23 protein-coding genes and 1 riboswitch are annotated in these 26,392 nt (G+C 37.4%); of the genes, 18 read left to right on the top strand and 5 right to left on the bottom strand.

Annotated features, from left to right (window positions below):
* Entirely contained in the window at positions 1-1,713 is a 1,713-nt protein-coding gene (recJ, locus tag J2T03_RS10850; protein WP_306840403.1) for a single-stranded-DNA-specific exonuclease RecJ, read from the bottom strand.
* 108 nt (positions 1,714-1,821) lie between these two features.
* On the opposite strand from recJ, the gene J2T03_RS10845 reads away from it, so the two are divergent.
* Positions 1,822-2,634, top strand: coding sequence for a M48 family metallopeptidase (locus J2T03_RS10845; protein WP_306840402.1), 813 nt, complete (start codon positions 1,822-1,824; stop codon positions 2,632-2,634).
* A gap of 85 nt (positions 2,635-2,719) precedes the next feature.
* On the opposite strand, the gene J2T03_RS10840 is transcribed toward J2T03_RS10845, so the two are convergent.
* A complete protein-coding gene (locus J2T03_RS10840; RefSeq protein ID WP_307211210.1) occupies positions 2,720-4,342 on the bottom strand; it encodes an ABC-F family ATP-binding cassette domain-containing protein in 1,623 nt (540 codons plus the stop codon).
* Positions 4,343-4,533: 191 nt separating this feature from the next.
* Here J2T03_RS10840 and smpB point away from each other — a divergent pair, with 191 nt between their 5' ends.
* From smpB to J2T03_RS10815, 5 genes are all read left to right on the top strand, one after another.
* A complete protein-coding gene (gene smpB / locus J2T03_RS10835) occupies positions 4,534-4,992 on the top strand; it encodes an SsrA-binding protein SmpB (RefSeq protein WP_040993570.1) in 459 nt (152 codons plus the stop codon).
* A 77-nt stretch (positions 4,993-5,069) separates the two neighbouring features.
* Positions 5,070-6,554 carry an OmpA family protein gene (locus tag J2T03_RS10830; RefSeq protein WP_307211207.1) on the top strand — a complete coding sequence of 495 codons (1,485 nt, stop codon included), beginning with the start codon at positions 5,070-5,072 and terminating at the stop codon, positions 6,552-6,554.
* A 94-nt stretch (positions 6,555-6,648) separates the two neighbouring features.
* A complete protein-coding gene (locus tag J2T03_RS10825; RefSeq protein WP_306840400.1) occupies positions 6,649-7,389 on the top strand; it encodes a YebC/PmpR family DNA-binding transcriptional regulator in 741 nt (246 codons plus the stop codon).
* 57 nt (positions 7,390-7,446) lie between these two features.
* Positions 7,447-8,271: a UDP-2,3-diacylglucosamine diphosphatase gene (locus J2T03_RS10820; protein ID WP_307211205.1), complete on the top strand. Its 825-nt coding sequence runs from the start codon at positions 7,447-7,449 to the stop codon at positions 8,269-8,271.
* Entirely contained in the window at positions 8,272-9,243 is a 972-nt protein-coding gene (locus J2T03_RS10815) for a glycosyltransferase family protein (RefSeq protein ID WP_307211204.1), read from the top strand.
* Here the strand turns inward: J2T03_RS10815 and J2T03_RS10810 are convergent.
* Together J2T03_RS10810 and J2T03_RS10805 are read right to left on the bottom strand one after the other, a co-directional pair.
* On the bottom strand, positions 9,232-9,522 hold the full coding sequence (locus J2T03_RS10810; RefSeq protein ID WP_307211202.1) for a GNAT family N-acetyltransferase: 291 nt from the start codon (positions 9,520-9,522) through the stop codon (positions 9,232-9,234). The genes J2T03_RS10815 and J2T03_RS10810 overlap by 12 nt on opposite strands.
* A gap of 186 nt (positions 9,523-9,708) precedes the next feature.
* Positions 9,709-10,458 (bottom strand): RDD family protein, encoded by a 750-nt coding sequence (locus J2T03_RS10805; protein ID WP_306840396.1) that lies wholly within the window; start codon positions 10,456-10,458, stop codon positions 9,709-9,711.
* Positions 10,459-10,485: 27 nt separating this feature from the next.
* Here J2T03_RS10805 and J2T03_RS10800 point away from each other — a divergent pair, with 27 nt between their 5' ends.
* The 7 genes from J2T03_RS10800 to J2T03_RS10770 all read left to right on the top strand — a co-directional run bounded on the left by J2T03_RS10800 (position 10,486) and on the right by J2T03_RS10770 (position 17,386).
* Entirely contained in the window at positions 10,486-11,469 is a 984-nt protein-coding gene (locus J2T03_RS10800) for a stage II sporulation protein M (RefSeq protein ID WP_306840395.1), read from the top strand.
* Positions 11,453-12,415 (top strand): DUF4013 domain-containing protein, encoded by a 963-nt coding sequence (locus tag J2T03_RS10795; RefSeq protein WP_306840394.1) that lies wholly within the window; start codon positions 11,453-11,455, stop codon positions 12,413-12,415. Before J2T03_RS10800 ends, J2T03_RS10795 begins: the two co-directional genes overlap by 17 nt.
* Positions 12,408-13,205 carry a DUF4129 domain-containing protein gene (locus J2T03_RS10790; protein WP_307211200.1) on the top strand — a complete coding sequence of 266 codons (798 nt, stop codon included), beginning with the start codon at positions 12,408-12,410 and terminating at the stop codon, positions 13,203-13,205. Before J2T03_RS10795 ends, J2T03_RS10790 begins: the two co-directional genes overlap by 8 nt.
* Positions 13,206-13,220: 15 nt before the next feature.
* On the top strand, positions 13,221-14,378 hold the full coding sequence (locus J2T03_RS10785) for a hypothetical protein (protein ID WP_306840392.1): 1,158 nt from the start codon (positions 13,221-13,223) through the stop codon (positions 14,376-14,378).
* A 98-nt stretch (positions 14,379-14,476) separates the two neighbouring features.
* A complete protein-coding gene (locus tag J2T03_RS10780) occupies positions 14,477-15,508 on the top strand; it encodes an AAA family ATPase (protein ID WP_306840391.1) in 1,032 nt (343 codons plus the stop codon).
* A gap of 62 nt (positions 15,509-15,570) precedes the next feature.
* Positions 15,571-16,893 carry a DUF58 domain-containing protein gene (locus tag J2T03_RS10775; protein ID WP_307211199.1) on the top strand — a complete coding sequence of 441 codons (1,323 nt, stop codon included), beginning with the start codon at positions 15,571-15,573 and terminating at the stop codon, positions 16,891-16,893.
* Positions 16,894-16,966: 73 nt separating this feature from the next.
* Entirely contained in the window at positions 16,967-17,386 is a 420-nt protein-coding gene (locus J2T03_RS10770) for an OsmC family protein (RefSeq protein ID WP_306840389.1), read from the top strand.
* Positions 17,387-17,439: 53 nt separating this feature from the next.
* Here the strand turns inward: J2T03_RS10770 and J2T03_RS10765 are convergent, their stop codons facing one another.
* Entirely contained in the window at positions 17,440-20,055 is a 2,616-nt protein-coding gene (locus tag J2T03_RS10765; protein WP_307211198.1) for an MGH1-like glycoside hydrolase domain-containing protein, read from the bottom strand.
* A gap of 187 nt (positions 20,056-20,242) precedes the next feature.
* Positions 20,243-20,349, top strand: a riboswitch (SAM riboswitch).
* A 58-nt stretch (positions 20,350-20,407) separates the two neighbouring features.
* Between J2T03_RS10765 and J2T03_RS10760 the strand changes: the two genes are divergently transcribed.
* The 5 genes from J2T03_RS10760 (at position 20,408) to J2T03_RS10740 (ending at position 26,392) form a co-directional block, all read left to right on the top strand.
* Positions 20,408-21,346: an alpha/beta fold hydrolase gene (locus J2T03_RS10760; RefSeq protein ID WP_307211197.1), complete on the top strand. Its 939-nt coding sequence runs from the start codon at positions 20,408-20,410 to the stop codon at positions 21,344-21,346.
* A 1-nt stretch (position 21,347) separates the two neighbouring features.
* A complete protein-coding gene (locus J2T03_RS10755) occupies positions 21,348-22,886 on the top strand; it encodes an ACT domain-containing protein (RefSeq protein WP_307211196.1) in 1,539 nt (512 codons plus the stop codon).
* A 92-nt stretch (positions 22,887-22,978) separates the two neighbouring features.
* On the top strand, positions 22,979-24,139 hold the full coding sequence (locus tag J2T03_RS10750; protein WP_306840385.1) for an O-succinylhomoserine sulfhydrylase: 1,161 nt from the start codon (positions 22,979-22,981) through the stop codon (positions 24,137-24,139).
* A gap of 67 nt (positions 24,140-24,206) precedes the next feature.
* Positions 24,207-25,217 carry a homocysteine S-methyltransferase family protein gene (locus tag J2T03_RS10745; RefSeq protein WP_307211195.1) on the top strand — a complete coding sequence of 337 codons (1,011 nt, stop codon included), beginning with the start codon at positions 24,207-24,209 and terminating at the stop codon, positions 25,215-25,217.
* A gap of 83 nt (positions 25,218-25,300) precedes the next feature.
* On the top strand, positions 25,301-26,392 hold the full coding sequence (locus tag J2T03_RS10740; RefSeq protein WP_306840383.1) for a fatty acid desaturase family protein: 1,092 nt from the start codon (positions 25,301-25,303) through the stop codon (positions 26,390-26,392).

The raw sequence follows: 26,392 nt of genomic DNA, 5'->3' as shown, positions 1-26,392 counted from the left end.
CTAATCCCTGAACTTTACATCCTTTATATTCAAATAATGCGTTACATTTCCTTTCCAGTGGTTTTCTTCTAAGGTAAAAGCAAGATCAAAATTTTTATTTTTAAAATCTTCCACATACTGCCCAAGTTTAAAACCTACACATTCTATATTTCTGCCGGTAGATTCCTGCTTGATATAAAACTTCAGGTGATTGTTGTCTTTTCCCATTGTTTTTACATAACCGGACAGCTTTTGGTCGGTCAGTGTAAGAATAGGCTTCATATTATGAGGACCGAATGGGGCGAGCTTCCTATGGAAATTAATGAATTCCCTGTTGATCTCATCCACTTTGATTTCAGAATCTATCGTGATAGAAGGTTCCTGCTGGTGTTCCTGAATCTTTTCCGAGACTATTTTCTCAAATTTTATTTTGAAGGCCTCAAATTTATCCTTTTCCATGGAAAGTCCTGCAGCGGCATGATGCCCGCCAAACTTCAGGAAATATTCAGAGCACATATCAAGTGCTTCATGAACGTCAAAATCAGAAACCGACCTTGCAGAAGCCACCATTTCACCATTATTGCCGTCAGTGAATACCAGAGTTGGTTTGTAATAAGTTTCAATAAGTCTTGAGGCAACAATACCAATCACACCTTTATTCCATTCAGGATGATAAACAATAGTAGAATATTTCGTTTGCTGCTGGGATTCAACAATTTGGTTTAAAGCAGAAAGCGTGGAGTTCATATCAAGCTCACGCCTTTCGTCATTAAGATTCATAATATCGCTGACGATCTGGTTGGCATGTTTCAGGTTATCAGAAACCATGAGCTCTACCGCTGCTTTCCCCTGGGAAATTCTTCCTGCAGCATTAATTTTGGGCGCAATTTCAAAAACAATATTTGAAATTTCAAAATGAGAAAGTTTATCTTCAGGAATTAATAATCTTAATCCGAGATTTCTTGTTTTTCTAAGAACTTTTAATCCCATTTTGGCTAAAACCCTGTTTTCTCCGGTCATTGAGACAATATCCGCTGCTATGGAAATAGCCAGAAGATCGGTCAGCTCAAACAATTCAGCTTCAGGAATTTTATAGATGGTATTCAGTCCCTGGCAAAGCTTAAAGCCAACACCACATCCTGAAAGTTCTTTAAAAGGGTATCTGCAGTCATTTCTTTTCGGATCCAGAACAGCCACTGCGTTAGGGATCTCTTCACCGGGAAGGTGATGGTCACAGATAATAAAATCAATACCCTTATCCTGTGCATATTTTACCATGTCGGATGCTTTGATACCGCAATCTAAAGCAATAATCAGGGAGAAACCGTTCTCTTTGGCAAAATCAATACCTTCGGTGGAAATTCCGTATCCTTCAGAATTTCTGTCAGGGATATAATAGTCTAAATATTTTTTCTCAACAATTTTGCTGAGGTAAAGGTACATCAAAGCAACAGCCGTAGTTCCGTCTACATCGTAATCTCCATAAACCAATATTTTTTCACCGTTTTCAATTGCAGTTGCGATGCGTTCTACGGCTTTCTGCATATCCGCCATTAAAAACGGGCTGTGTATATCGTTGAGGTTTGGTTTGAAAAATTCTCTGGCCTTTTGATAATTGTCAATTCCTCTCAGAACGAGGAGTTTAGATTCAAAAGTACCAAAACCAAGTGACGAACTTAATCTGTCCACAACTTCCTCATCGGGTTCGGGCTTGTAAATCCATTTCTGACTCATTTCACAAAAATAAGGAAAAAAAATAGCATTTTGAAATGATTAAGGTTGAAGTTAGCTTACTGATTGTTGAAAAAATTATCTATCTTCGCGGTCCAAATTAAAATAAACATGAAAAAAATTACCTTCTGCCTTTTATTCTTAGGCACTATGAATGCTGTATCGGCACAGAAAATTAATCTTGGAAAAGCTGCAGGCGTTGTTTCGAAGGGAGCAAAAGCCCTTACTTTTACCAATGAAGATGCTGTGAAACTGTCAAAAGAATCGGTTGACTGGATGGACAAGAATAATCCGGTTGCAGGACCTAAAGATCCTTATACAGTAAGACTTAATAAGCTTTTCGGAAAACACAAATCCCAGGACGGCCTTACTTTGAACTATAAAGTTTATAAAGTTAAGGATATCAATGCTTTTGCATGTGCAGACGGAAGTGTTCGTGTATTTTCTTCATTAATGGATATTATGACGGATGATGAATTATTAGCAGTAATAGGACATGAGATCGGACATGTAAAAAACCAGGATACCAAAGATGCTATTAAATCTGCTTACATGAAGGCAGCAGCATTAGATGCGGCATCATCTGCATCAGGAACCGTGGCGGCATTAAATGAAAGTCAGGTAGGAAAGATGGCCAATGATTTCTTAGATGCTTCACACAGCAAAAAACAAGAGTCTCAGGCAGATACTTACTCTTATGATTTTATGAAAGCCAATAATTACAATGTAGTAGGAGCATATTCTGCATTCAAAAAGCTGGCTTTACTTTCAGAAGGAAGTACTCAGACAGGTTTTGAGAAAATGTTCAATTCCCACCCTGACAGTGAAAAAAGAGCACAGGCGATTAAGAAGAGAGCAGAGAAGGACGGTTTATGGAAAGATCCGGGAACAATTGCTATTCCTAAAACGAAACTTACCAAATAATTCAATCTTCATTTAAAATAAAAATTCCTCAAAGTTATCTTTGAGGAATTTCTTTATTACAGATTTTTTAATGTGTTCTGAAAAATTAAGAATACATTTTTTCTCTGATTTCCTTTACTTTTTTGTCTGCAAGATATTCATCGTAAGTCATTTCTCTGTCAATGATTCCTGATGGAGTCAGTTCAATGATTCTGTTACAGACTGTCTGAAGCATTTCGTGGTCATGAGATGCTAATAAAAGATTTCCTTTGAAGTTAGACAATGAGTTGTTCAAAGTCGTGATACTTTCAAGGTCAAGGTGGTTAGTCGGTTCATCCAATAATAGAACATTGGCTTTCTGAAGCATCATTCTGCTGAACATACATCTCATTTTTTCACCTCCTGAAAGTACTTTACAGGATTTTAAAGCTTCATCACCAGAGAAAAGCATTCTTCCCAGGAATCCTCTTACAAATTCCTCATGACGCTCTTCATCGTTTTTGGTAAATTGTCTCAACCAATCAACCAGGCTTAAATCTTCCTGAAAGAAATTGGTGTTATCTAAAGGCATATGAGATTGGTTCGTGGTAACTCCCCAAGCTACTGTTCCTTTATCTGCCTGAACGTTTCCTGCTAGAATCTCAAAAAATTCTGTGATGGCTAAAGAGTTTTTAGACAACACAGCCACTTTATCACCTTTCTTAAGATTTAAATCGATGTTTGAGAATAACAGTTCTCCGTCTTTTGTTTTCTCAAGTCCTTTTACATCCAGGATCTGATCTCCAGCCTCTCTTTCCATTTCGAAAATAATGGCAGGATATCTTCTTGAAGAAGGTTTGATATCGTCAATATTCAGCTTGTCGATCATTTTCTTTCTGGCTGTAGCCTGTTTTGCTTTTGCAACGTTAGAGCTGAATCTTGCGATGAAGTCCTGAAGTTCTTTCTTCTTTTCCTCTGCTTTTTTATTAGCCTGAGCTCTCTGTCTTGTTGCTAGCTGAGAAGCCTGATACCAGAAAGTATAGTTACCTGTATAAAGGTTAAGTTTTGCATAGTCTAAATCTCCGATGTGTGTACAAACCGTATCCAGGAAGTGACGGTCGTGAGAAACAACAATTACTGTGTTCTCATAGTCAGCAAGGAAATCTTCCAACCAGGAAATCGTATCAATGTCAAGGTCATTCGTAGGTTCATCCAGGATCAGTACATCAGGATTTCCAAAAAGAGCCTGAGCCAAAAGAACCTTTACCTTGTCCTTGTTCTCAAGTTCACTCATCATCTGCCAGTGCATTTCATCTTTAATCCCAACATTTGAAAGCATCGTCTGAGCATCAGATTCTGCAGTCCATCCGCCCATTTCATCATAGATCACACCAAGCTCACCTGCTTTGATCCCGTCTTCATCAGAAAAGTCTTCTTTAGCATATAAAGAATCCATCTCTTCTTTTATTTCGTATAATTTCTTATTTCCTCTTAAAACAGCCTCAAGAACGGTAAACTGATCATAAGCAAAGTGATCCTGCTCCAAAACTGACATTCTTTTCCCCGGCTCCAAAGATACATGCCCTGTAGTAGGATCCTGCTTTCCTGTTAATATTTTAAGGAATGTAGATTTCCCCGCACCGTTTGCTCCGATAATCCCGTAGCAGTTTCCTTTGGTAAACATAATATTTACCTCGTCAAAAAGAACTCTTTTCCCGAATTGTAAAGATAAGTTAGATACTGTTAACATATAGTTTTGTAAATTTGGCGCAAAATTACGAAAAGAATTTGGGTATTTCGTAATAATGTAATAGTCAAGTTTTTAAATATGAGGTATTTTTTCTATATTTCATTAACAAAATAAATAAGAGCGAAGTCCCAAAGGGGCGGTTTAATGAAGATTGAACGTAACCCAAATAGTATAATCACGAATTTTTTACAATGAAGATCGAAAAAACAGTAAATATATTAAACAGAAGAGCCCGTTTTGAATATGAAATCCTTGAAGAATTTGAAGCAGGGATGGTTCTGACGGGTACAGAAATAAAATCTTTACGCTCATCCAAAGCATCTATTACAGAATCCTTCTGTCAGTTTATTGATGGGGAATTATACATTATTAATATGATGATTGATGAGTATAAATTGGGAACTTTTTACAATCACAAAACAAAAAGGGAACGGAAATTGCTGTTGCACAAAAAAGAATTGCAGAAACTTGAAAAAAAGTTAAAGGATGCCGGTAACACAATTATACCTCTTAAATTATATATCACAGACAAGGGTAAAGCAAAGGTGCTTATTGCGCTTGGTAGAGGGAAAAAACTCTTTGATAAAAGGGAGGCGATAAAAGATAGAGAAAATAAACGTAACCTGGACAGAATATTAAAGAAAAGTTAAAAATCATTCAAAAAACTTTGTATATAAAGAAAAATTATATTTATTTTGCATTATCAATTATTTAATCATTTAATTCTATGAAAAATCTAAAATTAGGAATTTCAGCATTGGCGCTTACTGTTGCCTCTACTGTCTTTGCGCAGACTACCAATAATCCGTGGTTGATCGGAGTTGGTGCTCATGCGGAAAACCATAAGGCAGTACAGACAGAATTCAGTAATACGTTCTCTGCTAATAATTTAACGAAGACGATGTTCAATATGAACAACTTCTCTATTACACCTCCATTATCTAAATTAACAGTTGCTAGAAACATCGGTAAAGGTTTAGTTATCGACTGGCAGACTTCTGTAGGTAATGTAGATAATAAGAGATTTAACATGGGAAAAGAATTTTTCCTAATGACAGGTCTTGGTTTCCAGGCTAAAGCAGCTGGTCTTCTATGGAATGAAGAATCTTGGTTCGATCCATATTTGAGAGTTGGTGCTAACTACCTGAGACATGATTATACTGCTCTTACTTTCCCAAGAAACGATTACAAAGGTGAATCTGTTTCTAACGGAGACGGTGGTAACGAAAACGGAAAAGCTAACCACTTTACACTTTCTACAGGTGCTGGTGCTAACTTCTGGGTAACTAAGAACTTCGGTCTTGGTGTTCAGGGAGATTACGTATCAACTCCAGGTGATAAATCTACGGTGGGTAACTTCTGGCAAGCTTCTGCATCGATCTTATTCAGATTCGGTAACAGAGACAGAGATAAGGATGGTATCCTAGATAAAGATGACCTTTGTCCAGATACTCCTGGTTTACCAGAATTCCAAGGATGTCCTGATACTGACGGTGACGGAGTTCCAGATAAAGACGATCAATGTCCAGAAGTAGCTGGTCCAGTTGAAAACAACGGTTGTCCTTGGCCAGATACAGATGGTGACGGTGTTATCGACAAAGATGATGCTTGTCCTACAGTAGCAGGTCCTGCTGAAAACAACGGTTGTCCTTGGCCAGATACAGACGGTGACGGAATCTTAGATAAAGATGACGCTTGTCCTACAGTTCCAGGTCTTCCAGAATACAACGGATGTCCTAAGCCTAAGAAACAAACTGCTATTGAAACAACAGAAGCACTTAAAGGTATCTTCTTTGATTTCAATAAAGCGACTATCAGACCAGAATCTAGTGCAAAACTAGACAATGCTGCTAAAATCATCAAAACTGATGGAGGTAACTATTTAGTTGAAGGTCAAACTGATGCTAAAGGTGCTGCTGAATACAACTTGAAACTTTCTAGACAAAGAGCTGCTTCTGTAGTTTCTGCTTTAGAAGCTAGAGGTGTTGATGCTAACTCTCTTAAGTCAATCGGAGTTGGTGAAACTAAAGCTACAGTTTCTGAAAAAGCTTCTGATGCTGAAAGACAAGCTGACAGAAAAGTTGTTGTAACTGCTGTTGAAGATGCTAACGAGTGGAATGCAATCTCTAAGAAAGATTACGAAGATGCTCCAGTGAAAAAAGCTACTAAAAAATCTACAGCTAAGAAAAAAGTAGTTAAAAAGAAAAAATAATTAATTTTTCTAAATAATAAATACCTCCAATTTTTTGGGGGTATTTTTTTTTTGTTGACTTTTAGTTAATTTTGTTGAAAATTTAAAAATTAAAATGGGAAGAGCATTTGAATATAGAAAAGCTTCTAAAATGGCCAGATGGGATAAAATGGCCAAAACTTTCTCTAAGATTGGTAAAGATATCGCGCTGGCAGTAAAAGCTGGAGGAACAGATCCTGAAGCTAACCCTGCTTTAAGAAGATGTATCCAGAATGCCAAGGGTGCAAATATGCCCAAAGACAACGTAGAAAGAGCTATCAAAAAAGCAAGTGGTGCTGATGCAGAAAACTACGAAGAGGTTACTTATGAAGGATACGGGCAGGGCGGTGTCGCTTTCTTTGTTGAATGTACAACCAACAATACAACAAGAACCGTTGCCAATGTAAGAGCAATTTTCAATAAGTTTGATGGTAACCTTGGTAAGAATGGTGAATTAGCTTTTATCTTCGACAGAAAAGGAATTTTCAGCCTGGATTTATCTCAGGTCAAAATGGATTGGGACGATTTTGAAATGGAAATGATTGACGGGGGTGCTGAAGATGTGGAAAAAGATGAGGATGAAGTAATGATTACCACAGCTTTTGAAGACTTTGGTTCATTGTCACATAAATTAGACGAATTGGGAATTGAAGCAAAAAGCGCAGAACTTCAGAGGATCCCGAACAATACCAAAGAAGTAAATGAAGAGCAGTTCAAAGCCAATATGAAAATGCTTGAGCGCTTCGAAGATGATGATGATGTGCAGAACGTTTATCACAATATGGAAATCACAGATGAGCTGATGAGCTCACTATAAAAAATAATATAGCATTCATATACAGTTAACTTTCAATTAGTTTCTTTGTATAAAACTATGAAAAGAAATGTTGAGTTAGTTGTTATATCGGATGTTCATTTGGGAACTTATGGATGTAAGGCTAAAGAACTGTTGCGGTATCTCAATTCTATTCAGCCTAAAACGTTAGTTTTGAATGGTGATATCATTGATATCTGGCAGTTTAAAAAGTCTTACTTCCCTAAACCTCACTTGAAAGTGATCAAAAAGATCCTTTCATTGGCCACTAAAAATACTCAGGTCTACTATATTACAGGCAATCACGATGAGATGTTCCGTAAGTTTACGGATTTCGAATTGGGAAAACTGAAGGTTTGCAATAAAATATGTCTTGATATTAATCAAAAGAAAACCTGGATATTTCATGGAGATGTTTTTGATGCTTCCGTTCAGCATTCCAAATGGATTGCGAAGCTTGGCGGAAAAGGCTATGACCTCCTGATTGTCATCAATAATATTATCAATTGGTTTTTAGAGAAAATGGGCAGAGAGAAATATTCATTTTCCAAGAAGATCAAAAACAATGTAAAAAAAGCAGTTAAATATATTGGCGACTTTGAATTGACTGCTTCCGAACTGGCTATTGACAATCAGTATGATTATGTAATCTGCGGGCATATCCACCAGCCTCAGATCCGTGAAGTCATTACTAAAAAAGGATCGTGTACTTATCTTAATTCCGGAGACTGGATCGAAAACCTGTCGGCATTAGAATACCATGATAAAGAATGGAAAATATTTTATTATGACGACCATAAAGATTCACTTAAAGATGATGAAGTAGAAGAAATCCAGGATATGGACAGCTCTGAGCTTCTGAAAATAGTAACTAATTTTTCTTAAATGAAAGTACTGTATGCATTTCAAGGGACAGGAAACGGACATGTTGCCAGAGCACAGGAGATTATTCCTATCCTCAAAAAATATGCTTCAGTTGATACATTGATCAGTGGTCACCAGTCACAGTTAAAGGCTGATTTTGACATTAATTTTCAACATAAGGGTATTTCTCTTCTTTATAACAAAACAGGCGGTTTATCCTATCGCAAAACGTTTACTGAAAATAAATTTCTTGAAGCCATAAAAACAATCCGGGAGCTGGATCTTTCACAATATGATCTGATCATTAATGATTATGAGCCTCTGACCGGTTGGGCCAGTAAGCTGAAGAAGCTCCCAATGATTGAGCTGAGCCATCAGGCTTCCATGAGTTTTCCTGAAACGCCAAAACCAGAAAAGAAAGATTTTTTGGGGGAGCTGATCCTGAAATATTATGTTCCCAGTGAAAGAAAGATCGGCTTTCATTTTGAAAATTACCATCCTCAGATAAAAAAACCGGTAATCAGGCATAAAATCCGAAATCTCAATCCGGATAAAAAAGGATATTATCTGGTTTATCTTCCCAGCTTTGCAGATGAGAATATCATCAAGGTTTTAAAACAGATTCCTGTACAGTGGAAAGTATTTTCTAAGTACAGCAAGGTACAGGTTAAAGTTAAAAACGTTGAAATTTTCCCTATTGACGAGGTTCAGTATCTGAAATACTTTGAAAGCTGTGATGGTATCTTATGTAATGCAGGTTTTGAAACTCCGGCAGAAGCACTTTTCCTGGATAAAAAACTGTTTGTAATTCCTATTCATAACCAATACGAACAGGAATGTAATGCCAGTGCTTTAAATCTTATGGGAATCCCAAACTCTAAAGTGCTAAACCTCCAGGAAATTATGGAATGGGTGGCTTCAGACCATCACTTAAAAGTAGATTATCCAGATGATATTGAGGAGATTCTGGTCAATGAAGTTTTAATTCTTTAGAAAAACATCTTCTACATCATTCATTCTTGTCATCACAGCCCTTGCATAAGAGCAGTGAGGATAAACTTTCCAGTTGTTCTCTCTGGCAAATTTTATAGCTTTCTCAACCAGATATTTTCCCATTCCACGGCCTTCAAATTCCGGGTGAACCAGTACGAAAGAAATAATAAATTTACTTTCTTCCGGGAAAATAGTATACGTAAGTCTTCCGACTTCTTTTATATCATTGTTCAGTGTTAGAACACCGCCGTTTCCTGATTTGTTGTTTTCAAATTTCATAATTCAAATCTTTGTTTTAAAGATACAAAAATTGCACCGCCGGATAATTGTTAATGGTGAATTGTCAATAGTGAATTTGCTTCACAGTTAATTTTTAATTCGATAAAATTTGGAAGAATGTTTTCGGAATAAGATAAAATTGATCATTCACTTGCAAAGCAAAATTGGCCATTGACATCTTCATCATCAATTATCCTTTCCCGTATAGTAATTATAATCCTTAATCACTATATTGATAAACTGCCTTTCCGTCATCTTCCTGGGATCTATTTCCAATTTTAAAATGCTTTTGATCTTATCAGAAAGCCGGCTGATGATTTGACGGTCGTCTACTTTCAGAGCTTTGGTGTAATTATCTTTGATGATCCGCATATCATTATCGCTTAATGCAATGACCTGAGGGAATGACGGGACATAGTCTTCATGAATATTTTCTAAGATGGTATGGGAAATATTGATATTATTTTTTAAAGATATCACCGCAGTACCGGAAGCGATATCGCCCAGGCGCTGATTATTTTTAGAGACAATCATGGAGATCAGGCCTACAACACCGACTGCTGAAGTGTCAATCAGTCTGAAAACCCAACGGATCAGATAATCACCAAAACTCGCTTGGTAACCATCTATTTTTACTACCCGGATTTTCATTAGCTTTTTCCCGGGAGTCTGTCCTTCCATCAGGCTTTCTAAAACAACGGGATAAATATAAACAGGAAATGTAAGAACAATATAAACTGCCATGACAGACCATTGATCTAGCCCTGCCAATAAATACCCAAGATCAAAAATATTGAAGAAAAGATAAAATACAATGACGGCATAAGCAACCTTTATCAAAAGATCGATAATGAAGGCAAGCATTCTTTCTCCAACACTAGCAATATTAAAGTTAATATTTACATTTTGTGAGGTATTTATCGCAATTTGAGACATAATTTTTATTATTTTAGCCTTACAATTATGAGAGAAGTTTATTTCATTAAACAAAATAAAGAAAAATGGTTGGGAATTGAACAGGTTATTCAAGGGAAAATAAAAAAAAATCCTGATGACCTGTCTTCGCTGTATATCAACCTGATCAATGATCTTTCATTTGCACAGACCTATTATCCTAAAAGCAATACGACAGTATATCTGAATCATTTGTCTTCGCAGATATACCAGAAGATCTATAAAACCAAAAGAGTAGAAGAAAACAGGTTGATCTATTTCTTCAGGACAGAAGTTCCCTTGCTGGTACACCAATACAGAAGATATCTTATGTATGCTTTTCTGTTTTTCACTCTGTTTACCTCAATTGGAGTGCTTTCCGGAGCATATGATAAAGACTTTGCGAATATCATTCTTGGAGAAGACTATGTTAATGAAACCATAGAAAACATTAAAAAAGGTAATGCGGTAGGAGTCTACCAGAGTGGTTCTACATGGGGAAGTACAATCGGGATTATTTTCAATAATATTGGAGTAGGCGCGAAATTATATATTTATGGGATTATGGGGGGAGTAGGGACACTGTTTGCACTGCTTTCCAACAGTGTTATGCTGGGGTCCTTTCAATATTTTTTCTATGATTACGGTGCTTTGAAAGACAGTGCAAGAGGAATTTGGCTTCACGGCGTTTTCGAGATCTTTGCAATGGTTGTAGAAGCCATGTGCGGTCTGATTCTGGGGGCGAGTATCCTGTTTCCGAAAACATTTTCAAGATTCAATTCCTTTAAAAAAGGGTTTAAGGATTCTTTTAAAATCTTCCTCAGTACCATTCCGTTTACCATTTGTGCGGGAATTATCGAAGGCTATGTCACCAGACATGCTTTGAAAATGCCGCTGGTGGTAAATTTAGCCATAATAATCAGTTCACTTGCCATTATAGGATTTTACTACTTTGTTTATCCTTCAGTGGTTTATAAAAAAATTAATAATCACAACCATGATGCAGTTTTATAAAAAAAGAGAATTTGGCGCTTTCATCAGTGACAGCTTTAATTTTTTCAAATTATACGGAAAAAACTATTTCAAAAACTATATCCTGATCAACGGGCTGCTGTTAATACTAACAGTTGCTGTAGTGATTTTTGGCTTTAGAGAAATCTTCGGACAGCTTGTCGGTTCCAATATCAGTGGAGAAAGTTACTATTTTGAAAGGTATTTTTCAGAAAATGCAGGAATGCTGATCGTTACCGGAATACTGGTTTTTGTACTCTTTGTCCTTTTGGGAATCGTCAATTATCTGTATCCTGTTTTCTACTTGAAAAGAATAACCGAAGGAGCCCAAAAAATAAAGACAGATGAGATACTGGGTGATTTTAAAAGAAATGCCGGAAGAATTGCTAAAATGTGTATAGGGATGCTGTTTATTGTACTTCCCATAATGATGATCCTGATAGGGTTTTCTTATGTATTGATGCTGATTATCATTGGCTTTTTTCTCATGCTGCTTGTTTATCCTACAGCATTCAATGTCTCTGCATTTCTGATGTATGATTATTTTAATACAAAAAGAGGCTTTATAGAAAGTTTGAGCTATTCCATAAGATCCCAGTTTTCCTATCCTAATGGGAACGAAAAATCCCCATACTGGAAATATTGGGGAGCATCCATTATCATGTTCATTATTATGTATATGATTACTTCTGTATTTACGTTTGTTCCCATGTTCTTTGTTTACGGGTCACTTCTGACATCCACTCCAAATGGAAATTTTGAAGAAAATCCCTTCACAGGAGTAGCAGGCATCATATTTTTTGTGTTTTATGGAATTTCAATGCTGGCTTCATTATTACTTTCCAACCTGATGTATATCAATGCAGGCCTGATGTATTATGACAGCAGGACGGATCTTCATCAGAAAGCCGAACTTGAAGAAATAGAAACCATCGGTATTAATGAATAAGTTTCTTTTTTTTCTGCTGCTTTTTTTCTTCATTTGTCCTGTTCGTGCACAGGATGATGATGAGCCTGCAACAGTAGAAGAGTATATGGTAGACTCTCTGGGAACCGGGCATTACAGAAACATGCTCCGTGCAGATTCTGTATTGATCAGAAAACCGGTTTCGGAAAATACAGTCTATCCAAAGACATTTAAAGAAAATCTTCAGTCAAGATATAAAGGAAATGAATTTGATTATTCGGTTTCGAAGCCGAAAGAATCTTTCTTCCAGAAACTAATGAGGAGAATAGATAAGATCCTGCAAAGCATTTTTGGCGAAACTGTTTTTACCAATTCTGCAAAAATAACCACCATTCTTATTCGTCTCTTTGCGATTATTCTGGTAGGGTTTCTTCTGTATTTTATCATTAAATATCTGATGGGGAAAGATGGCAACCTTTTCTTCAGCAAGAAAAATAAAAAAACGGAAATCAAGGCAGAAGAGCTTCATGAAAATATCCACGAGATCAATTTTCCTGAAAGCATTCTGAAATTTGAACGGGAAGGGGATTACCGTTCGTCGGTTCGATATCAGTTTCTATTTATTCTGAAAAAGCTGAGTGACAAAAAACAGATCAGCTGGAATCCTGAAAAAACCAATAAGGATTATGTGATGGAGCTTAAAGCAGAGCATCTGAAAAATGAATTTTCCAGGCTGTCCTATATTTTTGACTATGTTTGGTACGGAGAGTTTCCCATTGATGAGCAGGCTTATGTGAAATTTAAAGACCAATACCAGGCATTTAAACCGTAATTTAAACCATTAACCATGAAAAAAACCTTCAAAATATATGCTGTGATATTCATCATTGTGATGCTTATTCTGGCGTTGCTTGAAGTCAATAAAAAAGAAACAATAAACTGGCGTAAGAACTTTAATATCAACGAAAAATCTCCGTTCGGACTGTTTGTTTTTAATAATGAAGCCAAAGATCTGTTTAAAAATAATCTGAAAAAAACAGAACAGACACCTTACGACTATTATAGCCAGGGAAAGAAAGGCATACACAACATTCTTGTTATAGAAAAAGATCTGGATAAAGAATCCTGGAAAAAAATCCTGGACCAGGTGTCAAATGGTTCAGACGCAATGATTCTGGTGAGCCGGGTCCCCAAAGATATTTCAGACAGTATTGGCTATCATAGCTCAGATATTTCTTTTGAAGAGGAAAATGTCCTGAAGCTTACGGATAAAGAATACCAGAATGATTTTATTAAATTAGATAAATTTCCGTCTGGTAGAGGATTTTCATACATCAAACCAAAAGTGGAAGTGCTGGGTAAAACAGTGGAAAGAAACAATTCGGACCAGGCGAATTTTATTAAAACCAGCTTTGGAAAAGGGACCATCTATGTACATTGTGAACCGCTTTTCCTGACGAATTATTACCTGTTGAAGTCCGGAAGCTTAAAATATACGCAGGATGTTTTTTCGTACCTTAAGGATAGGGAAACCGTTTGGTTTGTAGAAAATGATACCAAGGTATCACGTTTCTTTATGAGATTTGTCCTGTCCAATCCCGCATTGAAGTATGCCTGGTGGGTGTTTTTAGGCGGACTTGTACTGTTTATTTTCTTTAATGCAAAAAGAAAACAGCGGATAATCCCTGTTTTGGAGCCGCTGAGAAATACTTCTGTAGATTTTGTGAAAAGCATTGGAAATCTTTATCTTCAGGAAGGAAATTTTCATGATATGATGGCTAAAAAAGCGCAGTATTTCCTGAATAAAATAAGAATGGACCTGTTGATCGATACCCAGAATCTGGATGCGGAATTTGTCAAAAAACTCCATTTGAAAACAGGGAAACCAACCGAAATGATTGATGAAGCTATAGCTTTGGTGAGAAAAGGACAGGATCCTTATGCAAGTGTCATGAAAGAAGACCTTGTGAGAATGAATAAACTTCTTGATGAAATACTCAAATAAAATATATAATCTAGTAATGTAACAATAGAGTAGGATAAGCAGAAATATCGGTGATTTATTGCTAAACTGTCACATTGTTATATTGAAAAAATATAATTATGGAAAATTTTGAAAACCAGAATTTAGAGAATCAAAGTTCTATAAATTTAAATAAAAACGAAGACAAGTTTCAATCGAGGATTGATATGATTGAGCTGCGTGCCAGTTTAGATAAAGTAAAAGCTGAAATAGCCAAAGTTATTGTAGGACAAGAAAGTATGGTTGAGCATCTTATTGCAGCCCTTTTATCCAACGGACACGTATTGATTGAAGGTGTTCCGGGAGTGGCAAAAACCATTACAGCCAAGCTTCTGGCAAAAACTATTGATGTAGGTTTCAGCAGAATCCAGTTTACACCGGATCTTATGCCTTCTGATATTCTGGGAACCTCTGTTTTCAGTGTGAAAAACTCTGAATTTGAGTTTAAAAAAGGACCTATCTTTTCTAGCTTTATATTAATTGATGAGATCAACAGATCGCCTGCAAAAACACAGGCAGCATTGTTCGAAGTAATGGAAGAAAGACAGATCACCATGGACGGAACCCGCTACATTATGGATGAGCCATTCCTGGTAGTAGCTACCCAGAACCCTATAGAACATGAAGGAACGTACAGGCTCCCTGAAGCACAGCTGGACCGTTTCCTGTTCAAAATTAATGTAGGATATCCTAATCTGGAACAGGAGATCGCCATCATCAGAAACCAGCACGAAAGCAAAAAAGAGGATAAAACAGAGGGTGTAAACCGCGTTATTAGTGCAGAACAGCTGAAGAGTTACCAGCATCTGGTAAAAGAGATCATAGTGGAATCTCAGCTCATGGAATATATTGCCAAAATTATAGTTAATACAAGAGAGAACCAGTTCCTGTATCTGGGTGCTTCTCCGAGAGCTTCATTGGCCCTGCTTACGGCTTCCAAATCTTTCGCAGCGCTTAGGGGAAGAGACTTTGTAACACCTGAAGATATCAAAGAAGCAAGCTATGCCGTATTAAGACACAGGGTGATTGTTTCTCCGGAAAGAGAGATGGAAGGTCTTACGGCAGATGAAATTATACGCCAGATCTTAGAGGGAATAGAGATTCCGAGATAGATGGTAGGGATTAGGTCAAACAGGTAATTATTTATCGCAGCTAATCCCCTAATCCTTAAAATATGAAAAACCTATACATCAATACACGATTTTTCTTTTCGCTCATCGGAGTGGGGATACTGTATGTCCTTGCTTTTTTCTTCCCGGTCCTGATGTGGGCTGCTCACATACTGTTGCTGTTGTGTTTTCTTGCAGTAATGGTAGATTATCTTTTATTATTTAATCAAAAGAACGCAGTGCTTGCTCAAAGAATACTGCCGGAAAAACTGTCCAATGGAGATGAGAATTTTGTGAAAATCGATATTAAAAATAATTACAGCTTTAAGATCAGTACGAAGATCATTGATGAAATTCCGTTTCAGTTCCAGAAAAGAGATTTTTTAATTACAAAAAATATTGAATCAGGTAAAAACACCTACTTCCAGTATAGTTTGGAGCCCAAAGAAAGAGGAGAATACAGTTTCGGAAACCTGAATATATATGCTTCTTCACCATTAGGCTTTGTGGCCAGAAGGTTTAATTTTCAGAAAGATGCTATGCTGCCTGCCTATCCGTCTTTTATTCATCTCAGAAAATATGAACTGATGGCACTCCAAAGTGAATTTATGCTGGGTGGAATCAAAAAAATAAGAAAACTGGGGCATACCATGGAGTTTGAGCAGATCAAAGAATATGTTCCCGGAGATGATATCAGAACTATTAACTGGAAAGCTACCTCTAAAACGAACCGACTGATGGTCAATCAGTTTCAGGATGAAAAATCACAGCGTATCTTTATTCTGATTGATAAAGGAAGGACGATGAAAATGCCTTTCAACGGGTTGAGTCTGCTAGATTACTCTATCAATGCAGCTATGGCTCTTTCCCATATTATCCTCAAGAAAGGCGATCGGGCAGGAATGATGACCTTCTCAAAAAAGACTGAAAATAAAATCGCAGCTGAAAACAAATCCGGACAGCTAAAAAAGATCTCAGAAGCTCTGTACAATATTAAAACTGACTTTTTTGAAAGTGATTTTAACCGTTTGTACCAGGATGTAAAATATTCTCTGAACCAGAGAAGCCTTATTTTGCTTTTTACCAATTTTGAAACTCTTGACGGATTAAACCGGCAACTGAAATACCTCCGTGGTATTGCAAAAAATCATCTGCTGGTTGTCGTATTTTTTAAAAATTCAGAATTACAGACCCTTATCCATAAAAACTCTGAAAGTATGCAGGAAATTTATGATGAGATCATTGCTGAAAAATTTGAGTTTGAAAAGAAACTGATCATTCAGGAACTTAGGAAGTATGGAATCTATACGGTGTATACCTTGCCTGAAAACTTGAATATTGACGTTATCAATAAATATTTGGAGATAAAAGCGAGAGGAATTTTATAATTTTGCTTTAATAATAAATCTAAAGGCTTCAGTCATTCTGAATGAAGTTGAAATCTTACAATAAAATTTAAAAATGAAAATAACACTCAACAGACTCAACGACGACTTTTTATTTGAATGTACCAATTCCCAGGGGAATTCCATCCTTTTGGACAATACCTCACAGCCGGGAGCTAAAGGCGTTTCTCCTATGGAAAGCGTACTCATGGCCGTAGCCGGATGCAGTGGAATAGATGTAGTGGCTATCCTGAAAAAACAGCGTCAGGAAATCACAGGTTTCCAGGCAGAAGTAGAAGGAGAAAGGGTTCCTGTAGAAGATGCAAAGCCATTTAAGGCTATCAAAGTGAAATTCCTTCTGGAAGGAAATATTGATCCTAAAAAAGCATTGAAAGCAGCCCAGCTGTCTTTTGAGAAGTACTGTTCCGTATCAAAAACTTTAGAACCTAATGTAGAAATCGGGTATGAAGTTTTGGTGAACGGAGAGAAAGTTTGATATTTTTTAATTGATTATAAAGCGGCCGGCCCAGATGGGCCGGCCGCCACATTTTATATGGTCATTCTTGGTTTCATTAGCTTTGCAACCGTTGCCGTCCATCCAGTCTGATGGGAAGCTCCTACACCCCGGCCATTATCTCCGTGAAAGTATTCAAAGAATGTAATATAATCCTTAAAATGCTCATCATAATTAAATTTGGCATTTCCTCCGTTGAAAGGTCTCTGACCATCTTCATCTTTTAAAAACAGCGAACATAATCTTTTGCTGATATTTTGTGCCACTTCATCCAGGTTTTTTTTCTCGCCACTTCCGGTAGGGAATTCCACCTTTAAGCTGTTTCCATAGTAAAAATGAAAACGCTGTAAACTTTCTACAATCAGGAAATTAATAGGGAACCAGATAGGTCCTCTCCAGTTGCTGTTCCCCCCGAACATCCTGCTGTCGCTTTCTGCAGGAGTATAGTAGACTACATTTTCCGTACCGTGAACTGAAAACACAAACGGATTTTCCTCGTACACCTTCGACATAGCACGGATCCCGTAAGAACTTAAAAATTCATTCTCATCAAGCATTCTTTTTAAAACCTTTGTCAGTCTGTTTTTACGTAAAATGCTCATCAGATGCTTTCTTCCTTGTCCTTCCTCATCCCAGTGGGAAACCAGCTTCGTGAGCTCCGGTTTGTTTTTTAATACCCAATCCATTCTTGCCTGGAAATTAGGCATTTTCTCTAATAATTTATGGTCTACAATTTCCACGGCAAACATTGGGATCAATCCTACAATGCTTCTTAATTTCAATGAAACACTGTCTCCGTTACCGAGCTGCAGTACATCATAGAAAAATCCATCCTCTTCATTCCATAAGCCCTCTTTACCGTCACCCAGATTTTCCATTGCTTCTGCGATATACAGATAATGTTCGAAAAACTTGATCGCCATATCTTCATAAACCTGATAGTACTGTGCAAGTTCCATGGCAATCCGCATCATATTAAGAGCATACATCGCCATCCAGCTTGTTCCGTCGGCCTGTTCGAGGTGTTGCCCATCCTTCAGTTCCATATTACGGTCAAAAGCCCCGATATTATCCAGACCAAGGAAACCGCCCCCAAAAATATTGTTACCGCTTTTATCCTTTCTGTTTACCCACCATGTAAAGTTCAGAAGGAGTTTCTGGAAAACTTTTTCAAGAAATAAAAGATCCGGTTTCCCATTCTGTTTTTCATCAATTTTGAAAACCCGGAAGCAGGACCATGCATGAACCGGTGGATTTACGTCGCTCAGGTTCCATTCATAGGCAGGGAGCTGGCCATTGGGATGCATATACCATTCCTTTGTTAAAAGCAGAAGTTGTCCTTTTGCAAATTCACCGTCAATAATAGAAAAAGGAACGCAGTGAAATGCCAGATCCCACGTTGCATACCATGGATACTCCCATTTATCAGGCATAGAAATAATGTCCTTATTGTGAAGATGGTTCCATTCTGTATTTCTTACATACTCATTGAAATTTCTGGGAGCCTCATGATTAGGGTCACCTTTCAGCCATTTTCCAACATTGTAGTGATAGAACTGTTTATTCCAGAGAAGTCCTGCAAAAGCTTGTCGCTGGACATTCCTTTCGTCTTCGTTTGTTGTTTCACTCTGGATATCATTGTAAAACTCATCGGCTTCGGCAGTTCTTGTACTGAAAATTTCGTCAAACTTGTCAAAAGGTTCGTCTGTCTCATCAGGGCACAATCTGAAATCAAAAGTTTTAGATTGTCCTGCCCCAATCATCTCATCAATGATAAAAGATGCTTTGGTACCTCTCTTTTCGGGATTTATCGTATTGCTTCCATAGATAATGTGATCATTTATTCCGTCTTTAAAGTAGGTGTTTCCCGGATAAGGTGCTCCATATAATTTGGGAGTATTCGTTTCATTTTCACAGAATGCATTTTTAGCAGCCAGATTTCTTGAATAGAACTTTCTAATCGAGATGCTGTCATGATGAATATCAATGCATCCGTCATATGAAGCATTCATTTGACCCTTATAGGTATTGTAGCCCCATTTCCAGTTGTTTCGGAACCAGGCAGTCGGAGCTATAACGATGGGAGCCTCCTGTCGGCTTCTGTTATGAACGGTTATCCTTGCAAGAATATCGTTGTGGTCTGCCTTACAGTATTCAATGAAAATATCGAAATATTCATCATCATTAAAAATTCCTGTATCAAATATTTCATATTCAGGTTCCTTTTTGCTTCGCCTGCCGTTTTCATCAACAAGATCATCATAAGGAAATGTATTGATAGGATATTTGTACACCATTTTCATATAGCTGTGGGTAGGTGTATTATCTAAGTAATAAAAAATTTCTTTGATATCTTCTCCGTGGTTACCCTGAGGGTTGCTTAACCCAAAAAAACGTTCTTTTACAATTTTATCTTTTTTATTCCAGAAGGAAAAGGCAAAACAGAAAAGTTGTTTCACATCAGAGATTCCTGCGATGCCTTCTTCACCCCACCGGTAGGCATAACTTTCTGCATTATTATGGTTGGCGTAATGCCAGGCATTCCCGTTCGGGCTGTAGTCTTCACGCACATTTCCCCATTGCCGGTTGCTAACATAGGGACCCCAGTTTTTCCACTTAGCATCTTGTAATCTTTCTTTTTCAACAGTCATATTTCATCACTTTTTCAATACGAAGTTAGTTTTTTTGAAAAATAATTCCAATTCCTTTCACCTGAAGAATTATTAACATAGCCTTGAAATGCTTATTATTACAGTGTTTTTTAATATTAAATATTTTTTCTTTTAAAATTTAAAAGAAAAGACTTATCTTTGCAGAGCGTTCATTCAAATATTGAAAATGTTATCAAGAAAGGTTGAGGGATTAGACCCTATGAAACCTTAGCAACCCTTTGCGCAAGCAGAGAAGGTGCTACGTTCTACCAATTTATTTTGGACAGATAACTTACTGAAGTTCTTTTCAGCCATTTCCTGTGGCATTTTCAATTGTATTAAAATAATAGAATTGAAAACAGAACTAAACTATATTAATCTTTCGTATCGTACCCATTCCCAAAAGGAATACAATATCCCGTTGACTTATCAGATCTTCGGGAAAGACCTGTTTACAGCACCCGTTATATTGGTAAATCATGCCTTAACCGGAAATTCAAATGTTTCCGGAGAAAAAGGATGGTGGAAAAAGCTGATCGGTGAAAATCAGGTTATTGATACGGATAAATATACAGTTCTGTGTTTCAATATTCCCGGAAACGGATATGATCATTTTTTAATTGATGAATACGAAGACTTCACGCCATCAGATATTGCTGAAATATTTCTGAAAGGCCTCGAAGCTTTACATATCAAAAACTTATACGCCATTATCGGAGGTTCTCTCGGAGGAGGAATTGCATGGGAAATGCTTGCCAAGCAACCAGAGCTGGCGGAGATTTTTATTCCCATTGCCTGTGATTTTAGAACCCACGACTGGCTTCACGCACAATGCCTGATTCAGAAATTTTTGCTGAACGGAAATGATGAACCCCTGCAGAAAGCAAGAATCCATGCGATGCTGTGTTACAGGACACCTCAATCCTTAAATGACAGATTTCAAAACAGATACGATCATAAAAATCAACGGCTAGAGTCAGAAGACTGGCTGGTTTATCACGGAAATTCATTAAACGAAAGATTTAGTTTGAAATCTTATAAATTGATGAATCATCTGCTGATGAATATCAACACCGAAGAAGAACAGTTAGAAAAAATCGGTGCCCGGATGCACCTTATCGCAGTGGATACAGATTTGTTTTTCCCTGCTTCGGAAATCCGAATGTGCTTTGAACAGCTGAAAGAGAAAAAGAAAGAGGTTTTCTATCATGAAATACAGTCAATTCACGGGCATGATGCCTTCCTAATGGAATACGAACAATTAAATACTATCATAAAAAATATTTTGTAGAATGAGAAATGCTAACGAAATAAAATTTTTAAAAAACAGATCAATCATCAAATTTGAAGGAGAAGATTTCCTGGGTGAAATAGGGATCGACGGAAGAATTTTTAAGGCGCTTACTTTGGCGCGCATCAGTGTAGGAGTAATCTCCCAACAGGCCATTGAAAACGGCATCTCCATTCTGGTAAATGAAGCCGATGCAGAAAAAGCAGTGACTTGCCTGATCGATGAATTTGAAGCGGAAAGAAAATCAGGAAAGGTTTCGCAGATCTACAGCATCAATAATGTTTCCGTACTAGGATTTGTAGCGGAAGATTTCAATAAAGTTCTTGCAGAGCTGGCCAGAAACAATGTCTTTCCACTTCTTCTCAACCAGGTTGCAGGAGAAAACAGGGTTAATATTGTCGTTACCTCTTCCCAGGATGAAAAAACAAAGAATATCATTGAATCCGAAATCTTTAAAAAACCTAAAACTGTTCACCTGGCGATCATTGGTCACGGAAATGTAGGAAAAACATTAATAGAGCAGGTTTTACAGTCGTCTGAAGAAATCAGAAGACGTAAAAAGATAGATCTTAAAGTAGTGGCAGTAGCCAATTCAAGAAAAATAGCTTTCAATAAAAAAGGCTTTAATGAAGACTGGAATGATGAGATTTTAACAGCAGAACATCCTTCAAATGTAGAAGAATTGATCAACTTTTCAAAAGAAAATCAGCTGGAAAACCTGATCGTGGTGGATAATACCGCTAGCAAGGATTTTGTGAAAAATTACCATGCACTGGCTGAAAACGGTTTTGATCTGGTCTCATCCAATAAAATATTCAATACGCTTCCCATAGAAGAATACCGTAAACTAAGGTATACGTTGAGTAAAAACAACAGACGTTATCTCTATGAAACCAACGTAGGAGCAGGTCTTCCATTGATTGACACTATTAAACTGCTACACCTTTCAGGAGAAAATATTACCAGAATCAAAGGGGTATTCTCCGGATCATTGAGTTATATCTTTAATAATTTCTCTGTAAGAAATGATAAATTCTCAACCATTATTGGAGAGGCAATGGAAAAAGGATATACAGAACCTGATCCGCGTGAAGACCTTTCCGGAAACGATGTGGCAAGGAAACTTCTGATTCTGGCCAGAGAATTAGACCTGATCAATGAATTTCAGGATATCAGCATCCAGAATTTAATTCCAGAAAATCTTCTGTCCGTAAATAAAAACGAGTTTATCTCAAGGCTGGATGAGCTGGATGAAGAATACCAGAAAATCAAAGAAGGACAGGAGCCAGGAAATGTGCTTCGTTATGTGGGTGATCTTCATGGTGACCTTCAGAAAGACAAAGGACAGCTCGATGTGAAATTGGTTTCTGTACTCGGTACCTCTGCATTAGGGCAGTTGAAAGGCTCAGACTCTATTTTCGAGATCTATACGGAAAGTTACGGTGAAAACCCAATTGTGATCATGGGAGCCGGAGCCGGAGCTCAGGTAACGGCAAGAGGAGTTTTTGGAGATATTTTAAGAGTAAGTGAAACGAAATAATAATTTAATATAACAATTTAACAATGTACTAATTTACCAATGATCTTATTGTTACATTGTTAAACTGATACATTGCTACATTTTAAAACTATATGGAGAATTTTGAAACATCAGCGATAAGAACCCAGACTGAAAGAACCCAGTTTGATGAACATACAACACCATTATATCTTACATCCAGTTTTATATTTCAGGATGCAGAAGATATGAGAGCAAGCTTTGCTGAAGAAAAACCTAAAAACTTATACAGCCGTTTTTCAAACCCGAACGTGACAGAATTCACCGATAAGATCGCAATAATGGAAGGTGCAGAAGCTGGATATGCATTTGCAACGGGAATGGCTGCCATTTACTCTACATTCGCTGCTTTATTGAATGCCGGCGACCATATCGTCAGCTGCCAGTCGGTGTTCGGATCTACACATACCTTGTTTACAAAATATTTCCCGAAATGGAATATTGAAACCACTTATTTTAAAGCCGGAGACGCGGAAAATGTAGAGCAGTATATTAAGCCCAATACAAAGATCCTGTACCTGGAAACGCCTACGAATCCTGCTATTGAAATTCTGGATCTTGAGTTTTTCGGACAGATTGCGAAGAAGCACAACCTGATCTTCATTGTAGATAATTGTTTTGCAACACCATATCTGCAGCAGCCTATTAAATACGGTGCAGATGTTGTTGTACATTCTGCGACGAAACTTATTGACGGGCAGGGAAGAGTATTGGGTGGAGTAGCTGTAGGAAAAGCCGATCTGATCAGGGAGATTTATCTTTTTGCAAGAAATACAGGACCAGCAATGTCGCCTTTTAACGCTTGGGTATTATCAAAAAGTCTTGAAACATTAGCTATCCGTGTTGAAAAGCATTGTGAAAATGCTTTAAAAGTAGCTGAATTTTTAGAAGGCCATCCTAATGTAGAACTTGTAAAATATCCTTTCCTGAAATCTCATCCAAGTTATGAAATTGCTAAAAAACAGATGAAACTGGGCGGGAATATTGTAGCTTTTGAAATTAAAGGAGGAATAGAAGGAGGACGAAACTTTCTGGATAAAATAAAACTGTGCTCACTTTCTGCCAATTTAGGAGATACAAGAACAATTGTAACCCATCCTGCATCAACTACCCATTCAAAACTGACCGACGAGGAAAGAAATGAAGTAGGTATTACTGCAGGGCTGGTACGCTGTTCGGTAGGCCTGGAACATGTAGATGACATCATAGCAGATTTAAAACAGGCTTTAGATTAATTCAATAGGAATGGGCTTTAGCCCGTTTAATGAGGTATATAAAACGGCTTTAGCCAAAATTTAAAAAATGAAAAACTCAGAACAACTATACAAATCAATATCCGAAAGAATTTTAATTCTGGATGGAGCTATGGGAACCATGCTTCAGCGTTACAAGTTTGAAGAAGAGGATTATCGTGGAGAACGTTTCAAAGACTGGGAACATCCGGTAAAAGGAAATAACGACTTGCTTTCCCTCACTCAGCCCCAGGCGATTGAGGAAGTTCATAAAAAATATCTGGAAGCCGGAGCAGACATTATAGAAACCAATACATTCTCGGGAACCACTATTGCCATGGCAGATTATCATATGGAAGATCTGGTGTATGAACTGAACTACGAGTCAGCCAAAATTGCCAGAAAAGTATGTGATGAATTTACGGCTAGGAACCCGGATAAGCCCAGATTTGTTGCCGGTTCCATAGGACCGACAAACAGAACGGCAAGCTTAAGTCCCGACGTAAATGACCCGGGGTACAGAGCTATCACTTTTGATGAATTAAGAATAGCCTACAAACAGCAGTGCGAAGCTTTGCTGGACGGAGGTTCAGACATTCTTCTGGTAGAAACCATCTTCGATACACTGAATGCAAAAGCCGCTTTGTTTGCTATTGATGAAATTCAGGAAGAAAGGAATATAAAAATCCCGATCATGGTTTCCGGAACAATCACTGATGCTTCAGGAAGAACATTGAGCGGGCAGACGGCAGAAGCATTCCTGATCTCAGTGTCACATCTAAACTTATTAAGTGTAGGTTTCAACTGTGCATTGGGTGCTGATCAGCTGACGCCGTATCTGGAAACATTAGCCCATAATTCGGAATTCTATGTTTCAGCTTATCCGAATGCCGGACTTCCCAATGCTTTTGGAAAATATGATGAAACACCGGAGGATATGGCAAGACAGATCAAAGAATATGTAGAGAAGGGACTGATCAATATCATAGGCGGATGCTGTGGTACAACCCCTGATCATATTAGAGCCATTGCAGATCTGGTAGCAGAATATGCTCCAAGAAAATTGAAAAAATTTGTCTGATTTAATAGATTTTTTTAATTAAAATATGGGGTAAGTGCTTGATTATAAATGTTATCTTTAAATAAGTCACAAAATTTAACATTATGGAAAAGCCTAGTTATTTGAAAAATTCAGAGGATATAAGACTTTTTAATGAACTAAGAAAGAAAGTGAATCAGCGTTTAGAACAAATTCCCGAAAACAGAGATGTTTATATTCAGATCAAAGCGGTTATCCTGCCTTTGGTCTATTTTGCGCTGTATTTCTTTGCTTTATTTAATGCGGACAAATCCTGGATATATGTTGGAAGCTTTGTTTTGATGGGAATTTTTTTGGTACTGATTTATTTAAACCTGATCCATGAAGCAGCCCACAATAATATCTATAAAAGTAAAAGACTGAATGCGCTTGTGCTGCATATTTTTGACTTTGTGGGGGCCAATTCATACATCTGGAAAAAAAGGCATATTGCCAGCCATCATGCCTACCCTAATGTGGACGGATGGGATACGGATATAGAGCAGAGTGGCCTGCTTTTAATTATTCCGTGGGTTAAGGCTAAGGGGATTCAGAAATATCAACACCGATTTTTCTTCATGGTATATCCTCTTTATCTGTTTAATTGGATGTTTATCAGGGACTTCAGGGATTTTTTTGATAAAGAAAGAGTTATTTTAAAGACCCAGGGTTCGATTCCTTTGGTTGAAAAAATAAAAATGGTGGTGTACAAACTGTTGTATTTCTTTTATCAGATTGCGGTTCCTGTTTTATTCTTTAAAGTATCCATAGGTTTGGCTTTGGGAGCCTGGGGACTTCAGGTAATTGCTGCAAGCATTTTTGCACTGTTTGTATTATTGCCTTTACATCCGCTTCCTGACAATGCTTTTCCAAAATTGGACACAAAAAACGGGCTTCCGTTCAGCTGGCTGCGTCATCAGTTTGAGGTGACCAATGATTTAAAAGAAAATAACTGGCTGGTGAGAAATGTTTTAGGGAATTTTAATTTCCATGTTGCCCATCATCTTTTCCCGAATTACAGCTATATGTACTATAACGAGATCACAGAAGAGATCGAAAAATTTGCAAAAGAACACAACTTAGCCTATAAAAGATTTCCAATTTTTACTGCTTTAGGCAAGCATGTAGACCTGCTGCGGCAGAATGCAAACAATGCCTATTATATTTTAGAAGAATAA

Source organism: Chryseobacterium lathyri (genome assembly GCF_030812195.1).
GTDB lineage: Bacteria > Bacteroidota > Bacteroidia > Flavobacteriales > Weeksellaceae > Chryseobacterium > Chryseobacterium lathyri_A.
This window is presented reverse-complemented; position numbering and strand designations above follow the sequence as displayed.